General features: G+C 63.0%; 13 protein-coding genes. 9 read left to right on the top strand and 4 right to left on the bottom strand.

The features are described from left to right. Window positions 1–116 precede the first annotated feature (116 nt). Together IVB41_RS16070 and IVB41_RS16065 are read right to left on the bottom strand one after the other, a co-directional pair. A complete protein-coding gene (locus tag IVB41_RS16070; protein WP_247432601.1) occupies window positions 117–1544 on the bottom strand; it encodes an ankyrin repeat domain-containing protein in 1428 nt (475 codons plus the stop codon). 3 nt (window positions 1545–1547) lie between these two features. Next, complete coding sequence (locus IVB41_RS16065) at window positions 1548–2876, bottom strand: hypothetical protein (protein ID WP_247432598.1); 1329 nt, start codon at window positions 2874–2876, stop codon at window positions 1548–1550. A 141-nt stretch (window positions 2877–3017) separates the two neighbouring features. Between IVB41_RS16065 and IVB41_RS16060 the strand changes: the two genes are divergently transcribed. Further along, the gene (locus IVB41_RS16060) at window positions 3018–4475 is read left to right on the top strand and encodes a hypothetical protein (protein WP_247432595.1); all 1458 of its coding nucleotides are present in this window, start codon (window positions 3018–3020) and stop codon (window positions 4473–4475) included. A 75-nt stretch (window positions 4476–4550) separates the two neighbouring features. Here IVB41_RS16060 and IVB41_RS16055 read toward each other — a convergent pair whose 3' ends face one another. Beyond that, window positions 4551–5651 (bottom strand): glycoside hydrolase family 25 protein, encoded by a 1101-nt coding sequence (locus IVB41_RS16055; protein ID WP_247432592.1) that lies wholly within the window; start codon window positions 5649–5651, stop codon window positions 4551–4553. 310 nt (window positions 5652–5961) lie between these two features. On the opposite strand from IVB41_RS16055, the gene IVB41_RS16050 reads away from it, so the two are divergent. From IVB41_RS16050 to recQ, 6 genes are all read left to right on the top strand, one after another. Beyond that, window positions 5962–6924, top strand: a complete 963-nt coding sequence (locus IVB41_RS16050) for a DUF3616 domain-containing protein (protein ID WP_247432589.1) — start codon at window positions 5962–5964, stop codon at window positions 6922–6924. 757 nt (window positions 6925–7681) lie between these two features. Beyond that, window positions 7682–9256: an amidase family protein gene (locus tag IVB41_RS16045; protein WP_247432586.1), complete on the top strand. Its 1575-nt coding sequence runs from the start codon at window positions 7682–7684 to the stop codon at window positions 9254–9256. Window positions 9257–9509: 253 nt separating this feature from the next. Then, window positions 9510–10811 (top strand): O-acetylhomoserine aminocarboxypropyltransferase/cysteine synthase family protein, encoded by a 1302-nt coding sequence (locus IVB41_RS16040; protein WP_247432584.1) that lies wholly within the window; start codon window positions 9510–9512, stop codon window positions 10809–10811. Between the two features lie 12 nt (window positions 10812–10823). Then, window positions 10824–11867 carry a homoserine O-succinyltransferase gene (locus IVB41_RS16035; RefSeq protein ID WP_247432581.1) on the top strand — a complete coding sequence of 348 codons (1044 nt, stop codon included), beginning with the start codon at window positions 10824–10826 and terminating at the stop codon, window positions 11865–11867. Between the two features lie 63 nt (window positions 11868–11930). Further along, the gene (locus IVB41_RS16030; protein WP_346770832.1) at window positions 11931–12674 is read left to right on the top strand and encodes a polysaccharide deacetylase family protein; all 744 of its coding nucleotides are present in this window, start codon (window positions 11931–11933) and stop codon (window positions 12672–12674) included. A gap of 123 nt (window positions 12675–12797) precedes the next feature. Further along, window positions 12798–14663 (top strand): DNA helicase RecQ, encoded by a 1866-nt coding sequence (gene recQ, locus IVB41_RS16025; protein ID WP_247432573.1) that lies wholly within the window; start codon window positions 12798–12800, stop codon window positions 14661–14663. 51 nt (window positions 14664–14714) lie between these two features. Here the strand turns inward: recQ and IVB41_RS16020 are convergent, their stop codons facing one another. Beyond that, a complete protein-coding gene (locus tag IVB41_RS16020; RefSeq protein ID WP_247432570.1) occupies window positions 14715–15728 on the bottom strand; it encodes a 1-aminocyclopropane-1-carboxylate deaminase in 1014 nt (337 codons plus the stop codon). A 163-nt stretch (window positions 15729–15891) separates the two neighbouring features. On the opposite strand from IVB41_RS16020, the gene IVB41_RS16015 reads away from it, so the two are divergent. Further along, the gene (locus IVB41_RS16015; RefSeq protein WP_007599137.1) at window positions 15892–16356 is read left to right on the top strand and encodes an Lrp/AsnC family transcriptional regulator; all 465 of its coding nucleotides are present in this window, start codon (window positions 15892–15894) and stop codon (window positions 16354–16356) included. A gap of 45 nt (window positions 16357–16401) precedes the next feature. Beyond that, entirely contained in the window at window positions 16402–17562 is a 1161-nt protein-coding gene (locus tag IVB41_RS16010; protein ID WP_247432891.1) for a PLP-dependent cysteine synthase family protein, read from the top strand. The last annotated feature ends 1 nt before the right edge of the window (window position 17563 follow it).

Below are 17563 nucleotides of genomic sequence, written 5' to 3'. Positions count from 1 at the left end.
ACGCTCGCGCAGCGGGGACCCAATTGCTGCGGTCAGTGCACCACGGGAGGTCAACAAGGGTGCTTGATGGCCAATGCCGGCGACAAGAGGTGGTCTTGCCAACCGTGCTGAGAAGGTCACTCCCGCTTGACGGCAGGTTTTCGCCTCAACTCGAGAGCTAGTTTTAAGGCACCACCGTCCGTTCTCGCGCTTGCGAAATGATCGGCGGTCTGTCCGAGCGCATTGGTGGCGCCCGGATCGGCGCCGCGATCGAGCAGTAGTTCGATCATGTCGACTCCGGATCCCCCCGTTATCGCGCGCATCAATATCGTGTTCGATTCGTCGTCGGCCTCGTTCGGATCCGCGCCGTTGTCGAGAAGCGCCGCAGCGATGGAAAGTGCAGCTGTCCGCGATTCGGATCGGGCTCGCCGACCCAACCCGGAATATTCCTTGTTCGTTACCAGGTCCAAAAGCGCCTGCTTCGAATTGTCGGTCACATAATCCTTGCCGAGAAGCTCGACGCCGCGCCGAATGAGGAATTGCGCGGCTTCGACGGCACGGTAATGCGCCGCCGTAGTCAAGGCATTCATGTTTTCGACGTCGTCGATTGGCTGCTTGAGCATCGTGCGTTGGTCGGCCTCCGAGGAGGCCTCGAGCAGCATTCTTGCCACCTCGGCATGATCGCCTGCAGCGGCATGATGAATCGCGAGGTATCCATTGTCGTCCTTGACCAGCACTCCCGCGTGGTTATCGAGGAGCAGCTTGACCGCGTCCGGCATCTCGAGTTCGATCGCCAGCATCAAGGCGGTGAACCCGGGCCACCCGCCCCATCTGGATACGAGGTTGGCTCTCGCGTTCGGGTCGGCGCCCGAGCGCAACAGCAGCGCGGTAATTTCGGACTGTCCTTCCAGCAATGAGATCTGCAGTACGGTCCGACCCTTGTCTTTGAGATCCTTTCCCGGAAGTCCCGCTTCGCGGGCGTTCCGGTCCGCACCGCGTTTCAGGAGCTTCCCGACGCCGTCGACGTCTCCGCGGACGATCGATCGGATAAGCGTCTCGTCCTTCGGCCGATCGCTGGGCCTATATTTTCCGATCTGAAGGTAGCATTTGATGGCCGTTTGCGATTGCATGATGTTGTCGAAGCTCGGTCCGTCGGCCCGGTCCTTCGGCAGTATCTGGTTCAGTGCGCCGATCGCGAGCACGAGAGGTCCGATCTCGCAGCTGTCCGCCCTCTTCGCTCCGTGTTTGATCAGCGCTTGGATGGAGCGCTTGTCGTCGAGAAGAACCGCAATGGCCAATACCGGCAGTTCCGTCCTTCGGCCTTCGGATCGGATCCATATCACCTGGTTCGCATTGGCTCCTTTCGCCAGAGACCCGTCGACTTCTTCCGGGCGTCCCGACAGGATGCTCCGTACCAGAGCCTCGTTCAGTTCCGTGTTTTCTTGAGGCTTTTTTGGATCGTGCCGATCCGCGGCTCGCGACGACCCCCACTGAATCGCGCCGCATGCCAAGGCGAAGATCAGCAGGCATGCAGGGACGGATTTTCGCGGACTTCGCTGCGGCATTGCTCAGGGCGCTTTGGACAGTCCCTCGATCGCCTTGTGGATCTTTTCCCGATTGTCGACGGAGAACGCCGTTTGCACGGTGTTTGCGAAACCCACCAGCTGGGTGACGTACCGCCAGAACAGATTTGGATTTGTGACGCTGTTGTCGCGAATGGCGCCCAGGTCCTTCGTGATGTTCAGGTAGGTGGTGTAAGCCGTTGCCGTGTCGCCGGCATCGGCCAACCGATCGTAATCGTCCGCAAGTTTCAGCGCCGACGTGACCGTCGGCTCGAGCTTCTGCCACGCGGCCCGCCAGCAGAGGATGAACGCCGCGTTCGGAGGCGAACCGGACACGCGGTCGAATTTTCGGTCGAAGCCCTTGCATTCGTCCAGCTTGCCGAGGTTGATTTGTGTAGCTTTGGCTGCCTCGAGGGCTTCGACGAACGCACCAGAACTGCGCAGCCTCTTAGCGAGCGTGTATCTGTCGATCAGGCGGGCCAGTTCTCGCCCCGATGTCTGCAAGGCGTTCTGATTGTCGGTGTCGGAGAGGAATTTCCTGATCGCTTCTTCACGTTTTGCTTCGTCTACGAGGTTGGAAGCCTCGATGATAACGGGGGTGACGATGCCGACTATGGTGTCTATCAGGACGCCGATCGGACCGAGGAACGACAATGCCGGAAGGGCTGCTTCGGCGCCACCGGCGGATGGCGCGGCGCCAGCGGCAGCCACGCTCAGATCCTCGATTCGGACGCCGTAGTAGGAAGCGTCGAAGTTCGCGATGTCGCTCGAACACCTCTTTTGCTGCCGGTTCTTGAGCGCATCTATCGCGTCCTTCGACGCCAACGATACGTCGGCAGCGCTCAGCGAATAGCTGGACAGCACCGCTTTCAGCGCCGAGGCGAGATCGGTTGCCGCGGCAGGTTTGCTCAGTTCCTGTATTTTGCTGACGACCGCGTTCAGGAAGTTAAACTGGGCTACCGCCTGGATGTGCGAGGTTCTCGGAGCGCAGAGGATCGCATCTTGGGTCAGCACGGGAACGTCCAAACCTTGGCGTGATTTCAGCTGTGTTTGAAAGTTCGCATCGACGGCGTCCGCTATCGTGATCGTGTCGCCATAGTTGTGATTGAGCAGTTGTATCGTGAGCGCGGTGCGCAGAGCCTGAAGTCTCTGGACGGAGCGCTCGAGCTGGATGAGTTCCTGCGAGGATCCCGTGATCGCTCCGGCGCTGACTAGGAGCGACTTGTAGGCTTGAGGCAGAGGCAAATCCTGCTGGGGGGAGTCGCAATGCGCCGACGTGCCGGAAAGGAGCCAAGCGCCGGCGAAAATGCTCGTGTAGCGCATGAAACGTGACATCTCTGCTCGTTGCCCCCGTTCGAACGTGCAATTCCATTCCCATACAAGCATCGATTGACCGGGGAGGGCAAGAGTGATGCAATGGCACATTGTTTTATCGAATGCCGTACCTGCCGGGTCGATGCGGCCGTTGGAGGGCAAATGAGAAATTTGTGGGCGTTTTCCTGGGCGATCCTTTCCATCGTCAGTTCTCAATCGTACGGCGCCAACCGTACCGTTCACCAGCTCACTGTCGCCGCGAATCCCGCACTTCTGTTGAACAACGAAAAGATCGATCAGATCATTTCTGACATGAACAAGATGATCGCGGCGAAGGATTATTCCTGGTCGGTCTTGTGCGAACCCGTGGAGTTCGTGCGGTCGGGAGATCTCATTCAGAACTCGCAGCTCCCGACCGACGGATCTTCGAGGGTGCAGATCCAGGCTCTCAAAACCCTGGCGCCTACGGCGAACGTGCTGATCACCTATTCGATCGACTGCAATGGCGTAGGCGGGGCGGTCGGTTGCGGTCCGGTCGGAAAGGAGCCGATGATCACGGTCCCTTATCCGGATTTCGACGCCCAGCTTTGGCTTCACGAACGCGGCCACAATGTGGGGCTTCAGCACTCCGCCGAAGCTCCCACGAGTGACGACACGTCGCCCGAAAATGTCGGAAGAAGGGTCATGTTCTGGCAGTTGGGGGTCGGTCATACCGGGATGATCGGAAAGGAGTGCGATGCCTTCAAGGATTCCGCCTTGAGGACGGCGTCGAGGATTCCGCAGGCACCGGTGGTGGTGGCCGGAACGGCTGCAATGCCCTCCGCTGCTGCGCCCAAAGGGGGACCGAGCACCGCGCCGCCCGCTTCCGAGGCTAGTGCTGCCGTGGCACCTGCCTTGCCGTCCGTCAGCAAGCAGATCGAGGATCTCGCGGCGAAAGCCGGCCTCACGGTTTCGGCTTTCAAGGTCATCGGCCCGCCGTGGTTGCACGGGATGCCGGTAGATCAGGTCAAGGCCTTGAGTGCCGATGATATCGCGTCTATACGCAAAATGCTCGAAGGGGATCCGAACCAATATTGGCCTCAGGCGATCAGCGCCTTGTCGCTGGTCGGTAACGAATCGGATGTCGAGTTGATCAAGAACGTCCTCAGCATGCCGCTTCCGGCACTTCCGCCGAACGCGACGTTGGTCGCCACGGACCAGATCAGGAATTTGGTTCGGACCAAATTGGCGGTGCCGCAGGCTTTGGGGATCCTGGCGAACCGGACCGGGTCGTCTTCAGCGGTCGACGCGCTGCAGAACACTGCACAGGTCGGCAACGCTCAGGAAAGCGTCGGGCATCTGTCGGCGCAGGACCTGAGCAAGAAGTCCTTGAACGGACTCGCAATAGCCAACACGGATGCCTCCAAGTCGGCGCTTGCGCCAATTATCAATCCGCAGCCCTCGCGCGTGCCTGCCTCGGTGCCTTCCGCGACTGTCGAATACAAGGTAGGAAACGGCAAGACCGCACCGCTGACGATCGGTGAAACGGTGCGCCTTAAGACATTGTCCGCCACCATCAACTCGATCGGACTGGATAAGTTTATTGCGGCAAAGCCGCCGGCAGCGGCGATGGAGCGTTAGACGAGGTCTACGCAGGTCTTGATCGGCCGTCGTCGTTACCCGCCGGCCTGGCCGGAAGTTGCCGCGTCCACGATACTAGGGAGTGCCTACGCCGAAAAGCGGTAGGTACTCGTTCTTGTCGACTGGCACCCAATTCATGTCCATGGCCTTGCGTACGGCATTTCCGCCGCACGTAAAGAGCTTCGGCGGAAGGTAGGCCGCTTCCGAAAATTGCCAGAAGTGGGCTATGTCGTACTTGCTGCCGGCAGGAAAGGTCGCGCCCATAGGAATAGGCGCCATCTTCCATTTCGGACTACCGCCTTCGTCGTCCCACTTCGGATTGTAGCGGGGGCCTTGCGACGTGTACCGCGAGGTCCATACCGGCTGCCGTTTCATGAGATCGGCACCCTTCGCCTTCATCACGGGATTCCACCACGCAGTCGGATTCGTGTAGATGATCACTTGCTGGCCTGTCGCGTACTCGACGATGTCGATCCAAATCTTCGCCGCAACGGCGATATCCTCCGGATGGACCTTGTACCACATGTCGCAGAACGTTTTCCCCTGATCGTTGGTCGTGCGTCGATCCGTTGGGCAGGCGTCGAACTCGGGTGTACCAGGAGTGATACGTTTGTTCGACCATTCGATATCCAATACGGGGGGCAACTGGGCGGGTTTCCTTCCGCCCACTGCTCCGACCGCATTCAGAAATGTCCTTGCCTGGGTTGCCGCATCGACGGAGGGTCGAAGAAAATGAAACGCGCCCCGGAACAGGACCTTCGAATCATGCTTGGCCTTGAGCTCGGACCAGACTCTCCGGAACGAGAGGTCCGTGTTTGCCGCGTCGCTTGCCTTGCTGTACGCAAAGAGGATCTGATTGTCTGCGACGGCCTGCCAATCGATCGTGCATGAGCACGCCGGGCTTTCGTACCCTTGTTGCGTCTTGCAGACGGGATCGTCGTTGTCGATATCGAAGCTGTAGTGGGACAGATCGATTCCGAACGTGCCATTGAATTTCGCACGTTCCTCGGCACTCAGGATGTAGGGGGCCGTAGCGGCGGCCGTACCCGGCTCCTGACCCAGCCAGTAGGGACGCAAGGCTGCGGGATCGATTTCGTCCTGCTCCTGCGCCAATGACTGACCGCAACCGAGCGCCGAAAACATAATAAGTAAACGGAAAAATTTGTTGACTGGCATGTTATCCGTCTGCTGAAAATGGCTTGCCTGCCACCCGTCAATGGCGGCCGGCCGCTTGAATATGATTCAACTAATAGCTGAGCCGAATCAATTTGGCAACGGAATTGGCCAGTGGTAGAGGCGCGGCGTGCCGAGGCAGCGACTCGTTCTGGACTGCCTGGTTCTTCCTGTACCGGCATTGTCTCGACGCTTCCCCCCGGTTGCCTTGCCGGACATGGCCAGGCCTAGGACAACCGCAGATAGAGCGCGGGCGCGACGAACCGGTGCGCACGTTCCGCGGCGAGGATCTTTCGAAAGAGGAGCTGGATCGATGATGCGTGCCCTTCCTGTTGCTGCCGGCACCCCCGTCCTGGCGACGCTGACACTGCTGTTGCTGGTCGCGCCCGCACCGGCGGCCGAGCCCACCATCTACCGCGGCATGTGCGATGCGTCAGCGGCGGTGGCGCTGGGGCCGGATCATTTCGTGGTCGGCGACGACGAACACAATGTGCTGCAGATCTACCGGCGCGGCCAGCCGGATCCGGCCGGCCACGTACCGCTGCAAAGCTTTCTCGGCACCAAGAAGGACAAGGAGTCCGACATCGAAGGCGCCGCCACGATCGGATCGCGCATCTACTGGATTACCTCGCACGGCACCAACAGCGACGGCGAGGTTCAGGACCGGCGCCGGCGTCTGTTCGCCACCGACATCGTCGACGGCGCGACGCCCACGGTGAAGACGGCCGGGAAGCGCTACGATCTCCTGGTCGACGATCTCGCCGGGCTGCCGACCTATAAGCTGGGTGATGCCGCCCTCATTGCACCGAAGAAGCCGAACGGCCTGAGCATCGAAGGCCTGGCCGAGGGGCCGGGCGGAACGCTGTACGTCGGATTCCGCAATCCGATCCCCGGCAAGCAGGCCCTAATCGTGCCGATCAGGAATCCCGCGGCGCTGATCGATCGAGAGAACGACGACGTCCGGGCCGAACTCGGCGAGCCGATCGAACTCGATCTCGACGGCCTCGGCATCCGCAGCCTGGAGCGCGACGGCGATGGCTACCTGATCGTCGCCGGGCCAATCGACGAAAACGGCACCTCCGTGCTGCGCCGCTGGTCCGGCGCCAAAGGCGCCAAACCCACGCCGGTGGCCGGTGCCGATTTCACCGGGCTGAACCCGGAGGCGCTGTTCCTGATTCCGAACAGCACAAAACTGCAGATCCTGAGCGACGACGGCAAGGTCGGCGGCAAGAAGTGCCCGACCGACCAGTTCAGAAGTGTGATCATCGAACGCTAAAAGACCGCGAGGACCCCAACAAGCGGGCGACAGGGCTATCTGCCTCGCTGCGGGATTGGCGCCGGCTACGTCACGATCCCCCGAACTGAACCTTGAGGTCGGCCCCCGGATACGCGAGGAATTCGAGAACGACCCGGCGGGCACGTCCTGACGTGCCACGGGATGGGCGGGTTCTACGGGGCACTGCTGGACACCATAGTCACGAAGTGGCCTGAAGAAACGGCCGAGTGACGTTCCGCTCCGCGCATCCTCAAACGCCTTGAGATCGGCTGAGGTTGACGACCGAACCGACCGATCCGGTGGTACACAGCGGTGGTCGCAAACCTACGCCAGCTTTTTCGGGAATGCCTTATTCTTCGGTGTTTTTGGAGGATCCGCGGTCAATGGTCGGGAGTCCCACTCTCTCCGCCATCAGCCCCGCTCCGGCCATCTATACCTCCCGTCCCTCGCGCCCGTCCGCGACACCCTTCCATCGGTGGTCGCTGCCGTCATGGCGATGCGGCTGCAGGCAGATGCTCTAGTTTGTCGCTGTCCAAATAGCCGCGTCAAAAGCTAGTCGCGATGCGGGAATCTCAGCGCTAGTTCGCTACGTCATTCAATCAACATGTGGGTCATGGGAAGACCCAAAGGTGCATGAGCGTCTCTCCCGCGCCGTCGGCCGCGACAACGCGTCGCGACAGCGCGGCATGCAGAAACGCGCCTGTACACGGTCATGGAACCTCCATAACTTCCGCAGCGCAATTTGAGGGGATGCGACGTGGCGAAGAAGACGGTGACCAGGAAGAAAACTGCTGCGAAGAAAGCAGCGCAGACCTCCGGCAAGAAAAACGCCGTTCGCAAGGGCAAGGTCGCGAAGGCTGCAACCAAGCCGGTCAAGAAGGCCGCCGCGCGAAAATCGTCCGCACCGCGCCGTCCCAAGGGCCCGGCCTGGCAATGGTCGGCGGTCGAGACCGCAGCCGCAATCCGCTCCGGCGCCATCTCCGCAGTCGAGACCGTGGAGGCGCATCTCGACCGGATGCGTGCGGTCAACCCGAGGCTGAACGCCGTTGTCGTCGATCTCTCGGAAGAGGCGCTGGCTGCGGCCCATGCGGCCGACAAGCGGCGCGCGAAGGGCGGCGAACTCGGCCTTCTGCATGGCGTACCGATCACGATCAAAGAGAATGTCGACTACGAAGGCCGTCCGAATTTCAATGGCGTTCCCGCCAACAAGGACCTCGTCGCGCCGTCGGACTCGCCCGTGGTGCGCAACCTGAAGAAGGCCGGCGCGATCGTCCTCGGCCTCACCAACACGCCGGAATTCTCCTTCCGCGGCTTCACCGACAACCCCTTGCACGGGCTGACGCTCAATCCCTGGGATCCGGATATCACCTGCGGTGGCTCCTCGGGCGGTGCGGGGTCGGCCGTCGCCGCCGGCATCGGCACCATCGCGCACGGCAACGACATCGGCGGCTCGCTCCGCTGGCCGGCGCATTGCAACGGCGTTGCGACCATCAAGCCGACGCAGGGGCGTATTCCCGCTTTCAACGCGAGCTCAACGGCCGAGCGGCCGATGCTGGCGCATCTGATGTCGGCGCAGGGGCCGCTCGCCCGCCACGTCGCCGACGTCAGGCTCGCGCTGGAGGTGATGAGCCAGCGCGATCCGCGCGATCCCTGGTGGGTGCCGGCGCCGCTGGTGGGGCCGAAGCCGAAGGGGCCGATCAAGGTCGCGCTGGCCAGGATTCCCGAAGACATGGACGTCGATCCGCACGTCGCGGCGGCGCTGCGCCAGGCCGCCGATCATCTGGAGCGTTCCGGCTATCGGGTCAGCGAAGTCGATGTGCCCGACATCGACGGCGTCTGGCAGACTTGGTGCGACATCATCACCAACGAGACGATGGTGATGCAGGAGGCCGGCATGCTGAAGGTGACGTCCGAAGACTTCCACAAGGCTTGGGGCGGCATGAAAGCCAAGGCCAATTTGCTCGACCTCAAGGCCTGGATGCAGGCGACCGCCGCGCGCAACGGCCATATCCGTGCCTGGCAAGTGTTCTGCGAAGAGTATCCCGTGGTGCTGGCGCCGACCACGGTGAAGCCGATTCCGGGCCCGCGCGAGGACACTGTCAGCGCCGAGCGCGTGCGCGAGATCTTCTGGGGCGAGATCCGCTTCATCTCCGCGATCAACGTGCTGGGCCTGCCCGGCGCCGTGGTGCCGGTGGCGCTGCACGATGGCAAGCCGATCGGCGTGCAACTCATCGCCGGGCGCTATCGCGAGGACCTCGCGCTCGATGCGGCGGCCGCGATCGAGAAGCGCGCCGGCGTGCTCGCCCATCGGCTATGGGAACAGATGGACTGATAGGGCAGCGAAGGTTTCACCTTCTCCCCTGCACAAGGGGAGAAGGAAGCCACTCAGCCGGCGGCGAAAAATTTCGTTAATCGAATTTGACTCGAATTTTAGCCAATTCCCCAACAACCGTTAGGGTTACTTCCTCGATCTCTAGACGAATTATTGTCCGCTTTACCACCCGCCTCTAACAGAGGGACGGCGGACAACGCACATGCCTCATACAGGCCAATAAGTGCGGCCCGCTCCACGCGGAGGTGGCACGATGCGCAACGAGACGATCGCTATTCACGCCGGCTACGAGCCCGAAGCCACCACGCACGCGGTTGCCGTACCGATCTACCAGACCGCGGCCTACGCCTTCGACAGCGCCGATCACGGCGCGGCGCTCTTCAATCTCGAGACCGAAGGCTATCGCTACAGCCGCATCGCCAATCCGACCAGCGCGGTGCTGGAAAAGCGTATCGCCGAGCTCGAGGGCGGCGTCGGCGCGCTTGCGGTCGCGACCGGGCAGGCTGCGCTGCATTTCGCTTTCGTCAACGTCGCCGATCACGGCGGCAACATCGTTTCCGTGCCGCAGCTCTACGGCACCACGCATACGCTGCTCTCGCACATCCTGCCGCGGCAGGGTATCACCGGCCGCTTCGCCGAGAGCGACAAGCCCGAGGCGATCGAAAAGCTGATCGACGAGAACACCCGCGCCGTGTTCGCCGAAACCATCGGCAATCCCGCCGGCAATGTCTGCGACATCGAGGCACTGGCGAAGGTCGCCCACGCGCATGGCGTGCCGCTGATCGTCGACAATACCGTTGCAACCCCAATCCTGCTCAAGCCGTTCGATTACGGCGCCGACATCGCCGTGCATTCGCTGACCAAGTTTCTGGGCGGCCACGGCACCACGCTCGGCGGCGCCATCGTCGACTCCGGAAATTTCCCCTGGGCCAAGCACGCCGATCGCTTCCCGGGCTACAACAAGCCGGATGCCTCCTATCACGGCCTCGTCTACGCCGAGCGCTTCGGCAAGACGGCCTATATCGAGCGCGCGCGCAGCATCTATCAGCGCACCATGGGTTCGGTGCTGTCGCCGTTCAACGCCTTCCTGCTGCTCCAGGGCATCGAAACCGTCGCGCTGCGCATGGAGCGCCACTGCGAGAACGCCCGCAAGGTCGCCGAATACCTGCGCAAGGATCCGCGCGTGGCCTGGGTCAATTACACCGGTTTCCCGGATAGCCCCTATTACCCGCTGGTGCAGAAATATCTCGACGGCAACGCCTCGTCGCTGTTCACCTTCGGCATCAAGGGCGGGATGGAAGCCGGCAAGTCGTTCTACGATGCGCTGAAGCTGATCACGCGCCTCGTCAATATCGGCGATGCCAAGTCGCTGGCCTGCCATCCGGCCTCGACCACGCACCGGCAGATGTCGGCGGAGCAGCAGCGGGTCGCCGGCGTGCTGCCGGAAACGATCCGCTTGTCGATCGGTATCGAGCATTGCCAGGACATCATCGAGGACCTCGACCAGGCATTGGAAAAGGCCTGCCCGTCCGCGCGCCTCCAGGCCGCGGAGTAGGCGGCCGCACCGATGACGATCCTGATCGATAGGGATCAAGCCATATCGAGCCCGGCGCTGGTGCCGGGAGCGGGCGATCTGGCGCGCGAGCCCGGCGGCACCGAGCTCACCATCGGGTTGATCAACAACATGCCGGATCCGGCGCTGAAAGCGACCGAGCGGCAGTTCATGAAGCTGCTGCAAGCCGCGGCAGGTCCGCGCCGCATCCGCTTTCACTGCTTCTCGCTGCCCTCGGTCAATCGCTCGCCTGAAGCGAGATGGCATGTCGAGAGCGAATATTCGGACGTCACCGAGCTCAGGCGCCACAAGTTCGACGGCTTGATCGTGACCGGCGCCGAACCGGTTGCGCCCGAGCTCGACCAGGAACCGTACTGGCGCGATCTCACCGAGTTGATCGATTGGGCCAAGGTCAACACGCGCTCGACGATCTGGTCGTGCCTCGCTGCGCATGCCGCGGTGCTGCATCTCGACCGCATCGAACGGCGGCCGCTCGCGGTCAAATGTCATGGTATTTTCGACTGCGAGGCCGTGACCAGCGATCCGCTGACGCGGGCCGCGCCGGCGCCGCTCAAGGTCTCGCATTCGCGCCTCAACGAAATCGCCGAGAGCGATCTCGCGCAGGCCGGCTACCAGGTGCTGACGCGTTCGGCAAAGGCCGGCGTCGACATTTTCGTCCGGCAATATGCCAGCCGCTTCTTGTTCTTCCAGGGCCATCCGGAATACGACGCGCTGTCGCTTCAGCGTGAATATCTGCGCGACATCGGTCGTTATCTTGCGCGTGAGCGCGACAATTATCCGAATTTGCCGGTGAGCTATTTTGACGCTGCGACGGAAGAGAAGCTGGTCCGCTTCGAGAAACAGGCAAGGCATCAGCGCCACCCCGCGCTCAGCAACGAACTGCCGCCGCTGACTTTGCGTGCCGATATCGCCGCCGGCAGCGCGGCGGCGGCATTGTTCCGGAACTGGCTGCAATATCTCGGCGCGGGGACCGACGCTTCGGTGCTTGCACGTTACGTCGGGGAAGACGGGGTCGACGTTAGGACTAACGAAGTGTGAAGCTTGCCTCGAGCCGCGCACGAATGCTTCAGTGAGGGGCGGGGCAGACAGGAAATGCGAGTCGTGTGGTCGGCACTCCAGGGACGCGTGAGCAATCGGCTGGCCCGGCATTTCCGCGCCGCGCCGCACCGGCTGCCCGCGCATGCGCCCATGGTAAGCTTCACCTTCGACGATGCCCCCGATAGCGCCGCAGGCGAGGGCGCCGGACTTCTGGAGCAGCATGGCGGCCGCGGTACCTTCTATCTCGCGGGCAGCCTGGTCGATCGTCCCTCGGACCACTGGCACGGTCTGTCGAACGACGCGATCGTGCGGCTTCACCGGGCCGGACACGAGATTGCCTGCCATACTTTCTCGCACCTGAGTGCGGTCGGTCTCGACGAGGCCGCCATGGCCCGCGAGATCGAGCGAAACCGCAGCCATTTTCGCAGCATCGATTCCTCGATCATGCTGGAAAATTTTGCTTACCCCTATGGCATCGCGTCGGTGTGGCGCAAGCCGCAGCTCGCCAAGACCTTCCGCTCGGCGCGCGGCATCCTTCCCGGCGTCAATCGCGACGTCATCGACCTCCAGTTCCTGCGCGCCTCGCCCCTGGTCGATTGCGAGATCAACACGACGGGTGTCGATCGCTATTTCGACGAGGCGGTCGAGAGCGGCGGATGGCTGATCTTCTATGGCCATGACGTCGCCAACGCACCGAGCCCGTATGGCTGTACGCCGTACCTGATGCGCCATGCGCTGCAGGCAGCCGGGAAGCGCGACATGCCGATCGTGACGGTCGCGGAAGCGCTGCGAAGGATCGGGGCGTAAGAAAATTGTCTTCCCACAAAGGGAGGGGGAAGGCTGCGTTCTGCCGCGCAAACGGCCTTGCCACGCCTCCGCGGTCATGCGACTGGCCTTGTGACGAATCTCACGGCTCACCCCGACATGCCCATGTCCTCTCCTTCCACCGCTCCGCTGCCTGCGCCGGCCCAGGGCCGCGATGCGCTGTCGGTGCTGCGTTCGGTGTTCGGCCTGCCCGGGTTCCGCGGCGCGCAGGGCGAGATCATCCGGCACGTCACAGACGGCGGCAATTGCCTGGTGTTGATGCCGACCGGCGGCGGCAAGTCGCTGTGCTATCAACTGCCGGCGCTGCTGCGCGAAGGCTGCGGTGTCGTGGTGTCGCCCTTGATTGCGCTGATGCGTGATCAGGTCGCCGCCATGCTCGAAGCCGGGGTCAACGCCGCCGCGCTGAACTCGTCGCTGACCCCGCAGGAAGCCTCCGACATCGAGCGGCGCCTGATCGCGGGTGATCTCGACCTGCTCTATGTCGCGCCGGAACGGCTGGTGACGCCGCGCTGCCTGGCGCTGCTGGCGCGGGCGAAGGTGGCGCTGTTCGCGATCGACGAGGCGCATTGCGTCTCGCAATGGGGCCATGATTTCCGCCCCGAGTATGTCGGCCTGTCGATCATCGCCGAGCGCTTTCCCGACGTGCCGCGCATCGCGCTGACCGCGACCGCCGACGAATTGACCCGCAAGGAGATCGTCGAGCGGCTTCAGCTTGCCGACAGTCCGCACTTCGTCTCCAGCTTCGACCGTCCCAACATCCGTTACGAGATCGTCGACAAGCGCAACGCGGTGTCGCAGCTCAAGGATTTCATCCGGGAGCGTCACGCGGGCGATGCGGGCGTCGTCTATTGCCTGTCCCGCAAACGGGTCGAGGAGGTCGCCGCCGCGCTCGACGACGCCGGCATTGCCGCGCTGCCCTATCACGCCGGGCTCGACAGCAGCGTGCGCTCGCGCAACCAGGACCGCTTCCTCAACGAGGACGGCATCGTCATCGTCGCGACCATTGCCTTCGGCATGGGCATCGACAAGCCGGACGTGCGCTTTGTCGCGCATCTCGATCTGCCCAAGAGCATCGAGGCCTATTACCAGGAGACGGGACGCGCCGGCCGTGACGGCAAGCCGTCGGCGGCCTGGATGGCCTACGGTCTCTCGGACATCGTGCAGCAGCGCCGCATGATCGACGAGTCGAGCGGCTCCGACGAATTCAAGCGGGTCTCTATCGGCAAGCTCGATGCGCTCGTTGGCCTGGCCGAAACGCCGCACTGCCGGCGCCGGCGGCTGCTCGCTTATTTCGGCGAGATCGTGATGGGCGAGGGCTGCGGCAATTGCGACAATTGCCTGACGCCGCCGAAAATGCGCGACGGCAAGGTGCTGGCGCAAAAGCTTCTGTCCTGCGTCTATCGCACCGGGCAGCGTTTCGGCGCGATGCACCTCATCGACGTGCTGATCGGACGCCTCACCGAGAAGGTGACGCAGTTCGGCCACGACAAGCTCACGGTGTTCGGCATCGGACGCGAGCTCAACGAGAAGCAGTGGCGCACGGTGCTGCGGCAGCTCGTGGCGATGGGGCACTTGATGAGTGACAGCGAAGCTTTCGGCGCGCTGAAGCTGACGGATTCGTCGCGCGGCGTGCTGCGGGGCGAAACCGAGGTGTGGCTGCGCGAAGAAGCGCCCGGCACCCGGATCCGTTCGAGCCGCGCCAAGTCCCGCCGCGGTGATCTGGCGCCCGCGGCCGGTGCGCCGCAGGGCGATGTCGATCCTGAATTGCGCACGCGGCTCCGAGCGTGGCGCGCGGACATTGCCCGCGAACGCGGCGTGCCGGCCTACGTCGTGCTGCACGACGCCACCATCGACGGCATCGTTCGCGCATGGCCGACCACGATGGACGAGCTGCGCAATGTGCCCGGCATCGGCGACAAGAAGCTCGAGCACTACGGCGACGAGCTGCTGCAGATTGTCAGGACGCGGTAGAGGCTCGGTTCGTACCCCGGATTGCGCTGCGCTCCATCCGGGCTACCGACCTCAGCCGTTCCGGAATGCATACCCGTAGCCGTTCAGCGCCGGCGCGCCGCCGAGATGGGCGTAGAGGATCTTCGCGCCCTTCTCGAAATAGCCCTTCTGCGTGAGATCGATCAGGCCCTGCATCGACTTGCCCTCGTAGACGGGATCGGTGATCATGGCTTCGAGACGCGCGGTGAGGCGGATCGCCTCCTTGGTCTCTTCCGACGGCACGCCATAGGCGGGATAAGCATAATCCTCGATCAGCACGACGTCGTCGACGACGAGATCCTGGCCGAGCTCGACGAGCTTGGCCGTGTTCTGCGCGATCGAGAGTACCTGCGCCTTGGTCTGCGCCGGAGTGAAGGACGCGTCGATGCCGATCACCTTTCGCGCGCGGCCATCGGCGGCGAAGCCGACCAGCATGCCGGCATGGGTGGAGCCGGTGACGGTGCAGACCACGATGTAGTCGAACTTGAAGCCGAGCTCGGTTTCCTGCTTGCGCACTTCCTCGGCGAAGCCGACATAGCCGAGCCCGCCGAATTTATGCACGGAGGCGCCGGCGGGAATCGCATAGGGCTTGCCGCCCGCCGCCTTCACCTCCTCGATGGCCTCCTCCCAGCTCTTGCGGATGCCGATGTCGAAGCCATCGTCGACCAGGCGCACGTCGGCGCCCATGATGCGCGACAGCATGATGTTGCCGACGCGGTCATAGACGGCGTCCTCGTGCGGCACCCAGGCCTCCTGCACCAGACGGCACTTCATGCCGATCTTGGCCGCGACCGCCGCGATCATGCGGGTGTGGTTGGACTGCACGCCGCCGATCGAGACCAGCGTGTCGGCGTTCGAGGCGATCGCGTCGGGGATGATGTATTCGAGCTTGCGCAGCTTGTTGCCGCCATAAGCGAGCCCGGAATTGCAGTCCTCGCGCTTGGCGTAGACCTCGACGTTGCCGCCGAGATGCTTTGACAGCCGCTCCAGCTTCTCGATGGGTGTCGGACCAAAGGTCAGCGGATAGCGCGCGAATTTTTCGAGCATCGTCAGGTCATCCCGATTGGCGTTAATGTCTGCAAAGATGGTAGAATCGCTCTTCCAAAAGGTGCTTTCATATATTGCGCCTCTATTGCGGGTTGTCTTGCGACGATTGACAAAATGTGTGGTATTCCTTTCGAAATCGGCCCTAAGTACGGAAGATCCTTCCATGTCTGCTCGCCTTGATCGTATCGACCTTAAGATGTTGAGATTGCTGCAAAATAACGGCCGGCTGAGCAACGCCGAGCTGGCCGAAACCGTCGCCATCAGTCCCGCCACCTGCCATCGCCGCACCCAGCGCCTGTTCGAGCACGGCTTCATCGCCGCCGTCCGCGCCATGGTCGCGCCGAAGAAGGTGGCAAAGGGCACGCTGGTGATGGTCGGGGTCGTGCTCGACCGTTCGACGCCGGAGAGCTTTGCGATCTTCGAGCAGGCGATCACCAGGCTGAAATTCGTGCTCGACTGTCACCTCGTCGCCGGCGACTTCGACTATTTCCTCAAGATCCGCGTCGGCGACATGGAGGACTTCAACCGCATCCACGGCGAGCAGCTGATCGCGCTGCCCGGCGTGCGCCAGACCCGCACCTTCTTCGTGATGAAGGAAGTCGTCGACAACGCGCCGCTGGAGTTTTGAGCCGAAGCTATTGATGCGCGATCGGCATCATGAGAGATTCAGGTGATGCAGCCATTCCCCTTCCGCCACCTCAATCCGGCCGGACCGGCCTATCGGCGCGGTTGGGTCGACGAGGCGGTCGCCGCGATCGAGGCCGACCAGTGCCGCACGGCCGACACGCATCTGATCCGGCTGATCGTGCCGGCGCTCGCTGGCATCGACATCTATCTGAAAGATGAGTCGACGCATCCGACCGGTAGCCTGAAGCACCGGCTCGCGCGCTCGCTCTTCCTTTACGCGCTCTGCAACGGCCACATCCGCGAAGGCACGCCTGTCGTCGAGGCCTCGTCGGGATCGACCGCGGTGTCGGAAGCCTATTTCGCGCAGATGATCGGCGTGTCCTTCTATGCCGTGATGCCGCGCACGACCTCGGCGGAGAAGATCGCCGCGATCGAGCATTACGGCGGTAACTGCCATCTGATCGACGACGGCCGCGCGCTGTATGCGGAGGCCGGCGCGCTGGCCGCACGGCTGGGCGGCCACTACATGGACCAGTTCACCTTCGCCGAGCGCGCCACCGACTGGCGCGGCAACAACAACATCGCCGAATCGATCTTCACGCAATTGCAGGGCGAGCCGCGCCCGCTGCCGGACTGGATCGTGATGGGCGCGGGCACCGGCGGCACCTCGGCCACCATCGGGCGGTATCTGCGTTATCGCCAATATCCGACGCGGCTCTGCGTCGCCGATGTCGAGCATTCCGCCTTTTTCGACTGCTTCAGCTCGCAGGACCGCTCCCATGTCTGCGACCGCCCCTCGCTGATCGAAGGTGTCGGGCGGCCGCGCTGCGAGCCCTCCTTCGTGCCGGGCGTGGTCGACCGGATGATGAAGATCCCGGATGCGGCGACGATCGCGGCGATGAACGTGCTATTGCGCCGGCTGCGCCGCTCGGTGGGGGGCTCGACCGGCACCAATTTCCTGGCGCTGTGCCGGCTCGCCTCGGACATGCGAAAGGCGAATCAGACGGGATCGCTGGTGACGCTGATCTGCGATTCCGGCGAGCGCTACCGGCAGACCTATTATGAGCCCGCCTGGCTGAAAGCGCGCGGACTCGATCCAGCACCGTTCGAGGCGGCCTTGTCGTCGTTCCTCGATACAGCGCAGCCACTGGCGCTTGAGTTCGAAGACGTAACGAATCCGCAGAACTTGCGAAATCCTGAGGCCTGAT

The organism is Bradyrhizobium sp. 44 (assembly GCF_023073095.1).
Classification (GTDB): domain Bacteria; phylum Pseudomonadota; class Alphaproteobacteria; order Rhizobiales; family Xanthobacteraceae; genus Bradyrhizobium.
The sequence above is the reverse complement of the archived record's forward strand: the minus strand, read 5'-3'. Positions and strand labels throughout refer to the sequence as shown.

Bases quoted from the DNA above. Each gene is read 5' to 3' on its own strand.
- IVB41_RS16065 (WP_247432598.1), bottom strand. From the start codon at position 2,876: ATGTCACGTTTCATGCGCTACACGAGCATTTTCGCCGGCGCTTGGCTC.
- IVB41_RS16050 (WP_247432589.1), top strand. From the start codon at position 5,962: ATGATGCGTGCCCTTCCTGTTGCTGCCGGCACCCCCGTCCTGGCGACG.
- IVB41_RS16040 (WP_247432584.1), top strand. From the start codon at position 9,510: ATGCGCAACGAGACGATCGCTATTCACGCCGGCTACGAGCCCGAAGCC.
- IVB41_RS16010 (WP_247432891.1), top strand. From the start codon at position 16,402: ATGCAGCCATTCCCCTTCCGCCACCTCAATCCGGCCGGACCGGCCTAT.
- IVB41_RS16035 (WP_247432581.1), top strand. From the start codon at position 10,824: ATGACGATCCTGATCGATAGGGATCAAGCCATATCGAGCCCGGCGCTG.
- IVB41_RS16015 (WP_007599137.1), top strand. From the start codon at position 15,892: ATGTCTGCTCGCCTTGATCGTATCGACCTTAAGATGTTGAGATTGCTG.
- IVB41_RS16020 (WP_247432570.1), bottom strand. From the start codon at position 15,728: ATGCTCGAAAAATTCGCGCGCTATCCGCTGACCTTTGGTCCGACACCC.
- IVB41_RS16055 (WP_247432592.1), bottom strand. From the start codon at position 5,651: ATGCCAGTCAACAAATTTTTCCGTTTACTTATTATGTTTTCGGCGCTC.
- IVB41_RS16070 (WP_247432601.1), bottom strand. From the start codon at position 1,544: ATGCCGCAGCGAAGTCCGCGAAAATCCGTCCCTGCATGCCTGCTGATC.
- IVB41_RS16060 (WP_247432595.1), top strand. From the start codon at position 3,018: ATGAGAAATTTGTGGGCGTTTTCCTGGGCGATCCTTTCCATCGTCAGT.
- recQ (WP_247432573.1), top strand. From the start codon at position 12,798: ATGTCCTCTCCTTCCACCGCTCCGCTGCCTGCGCCGGCCCAGGGCCGC.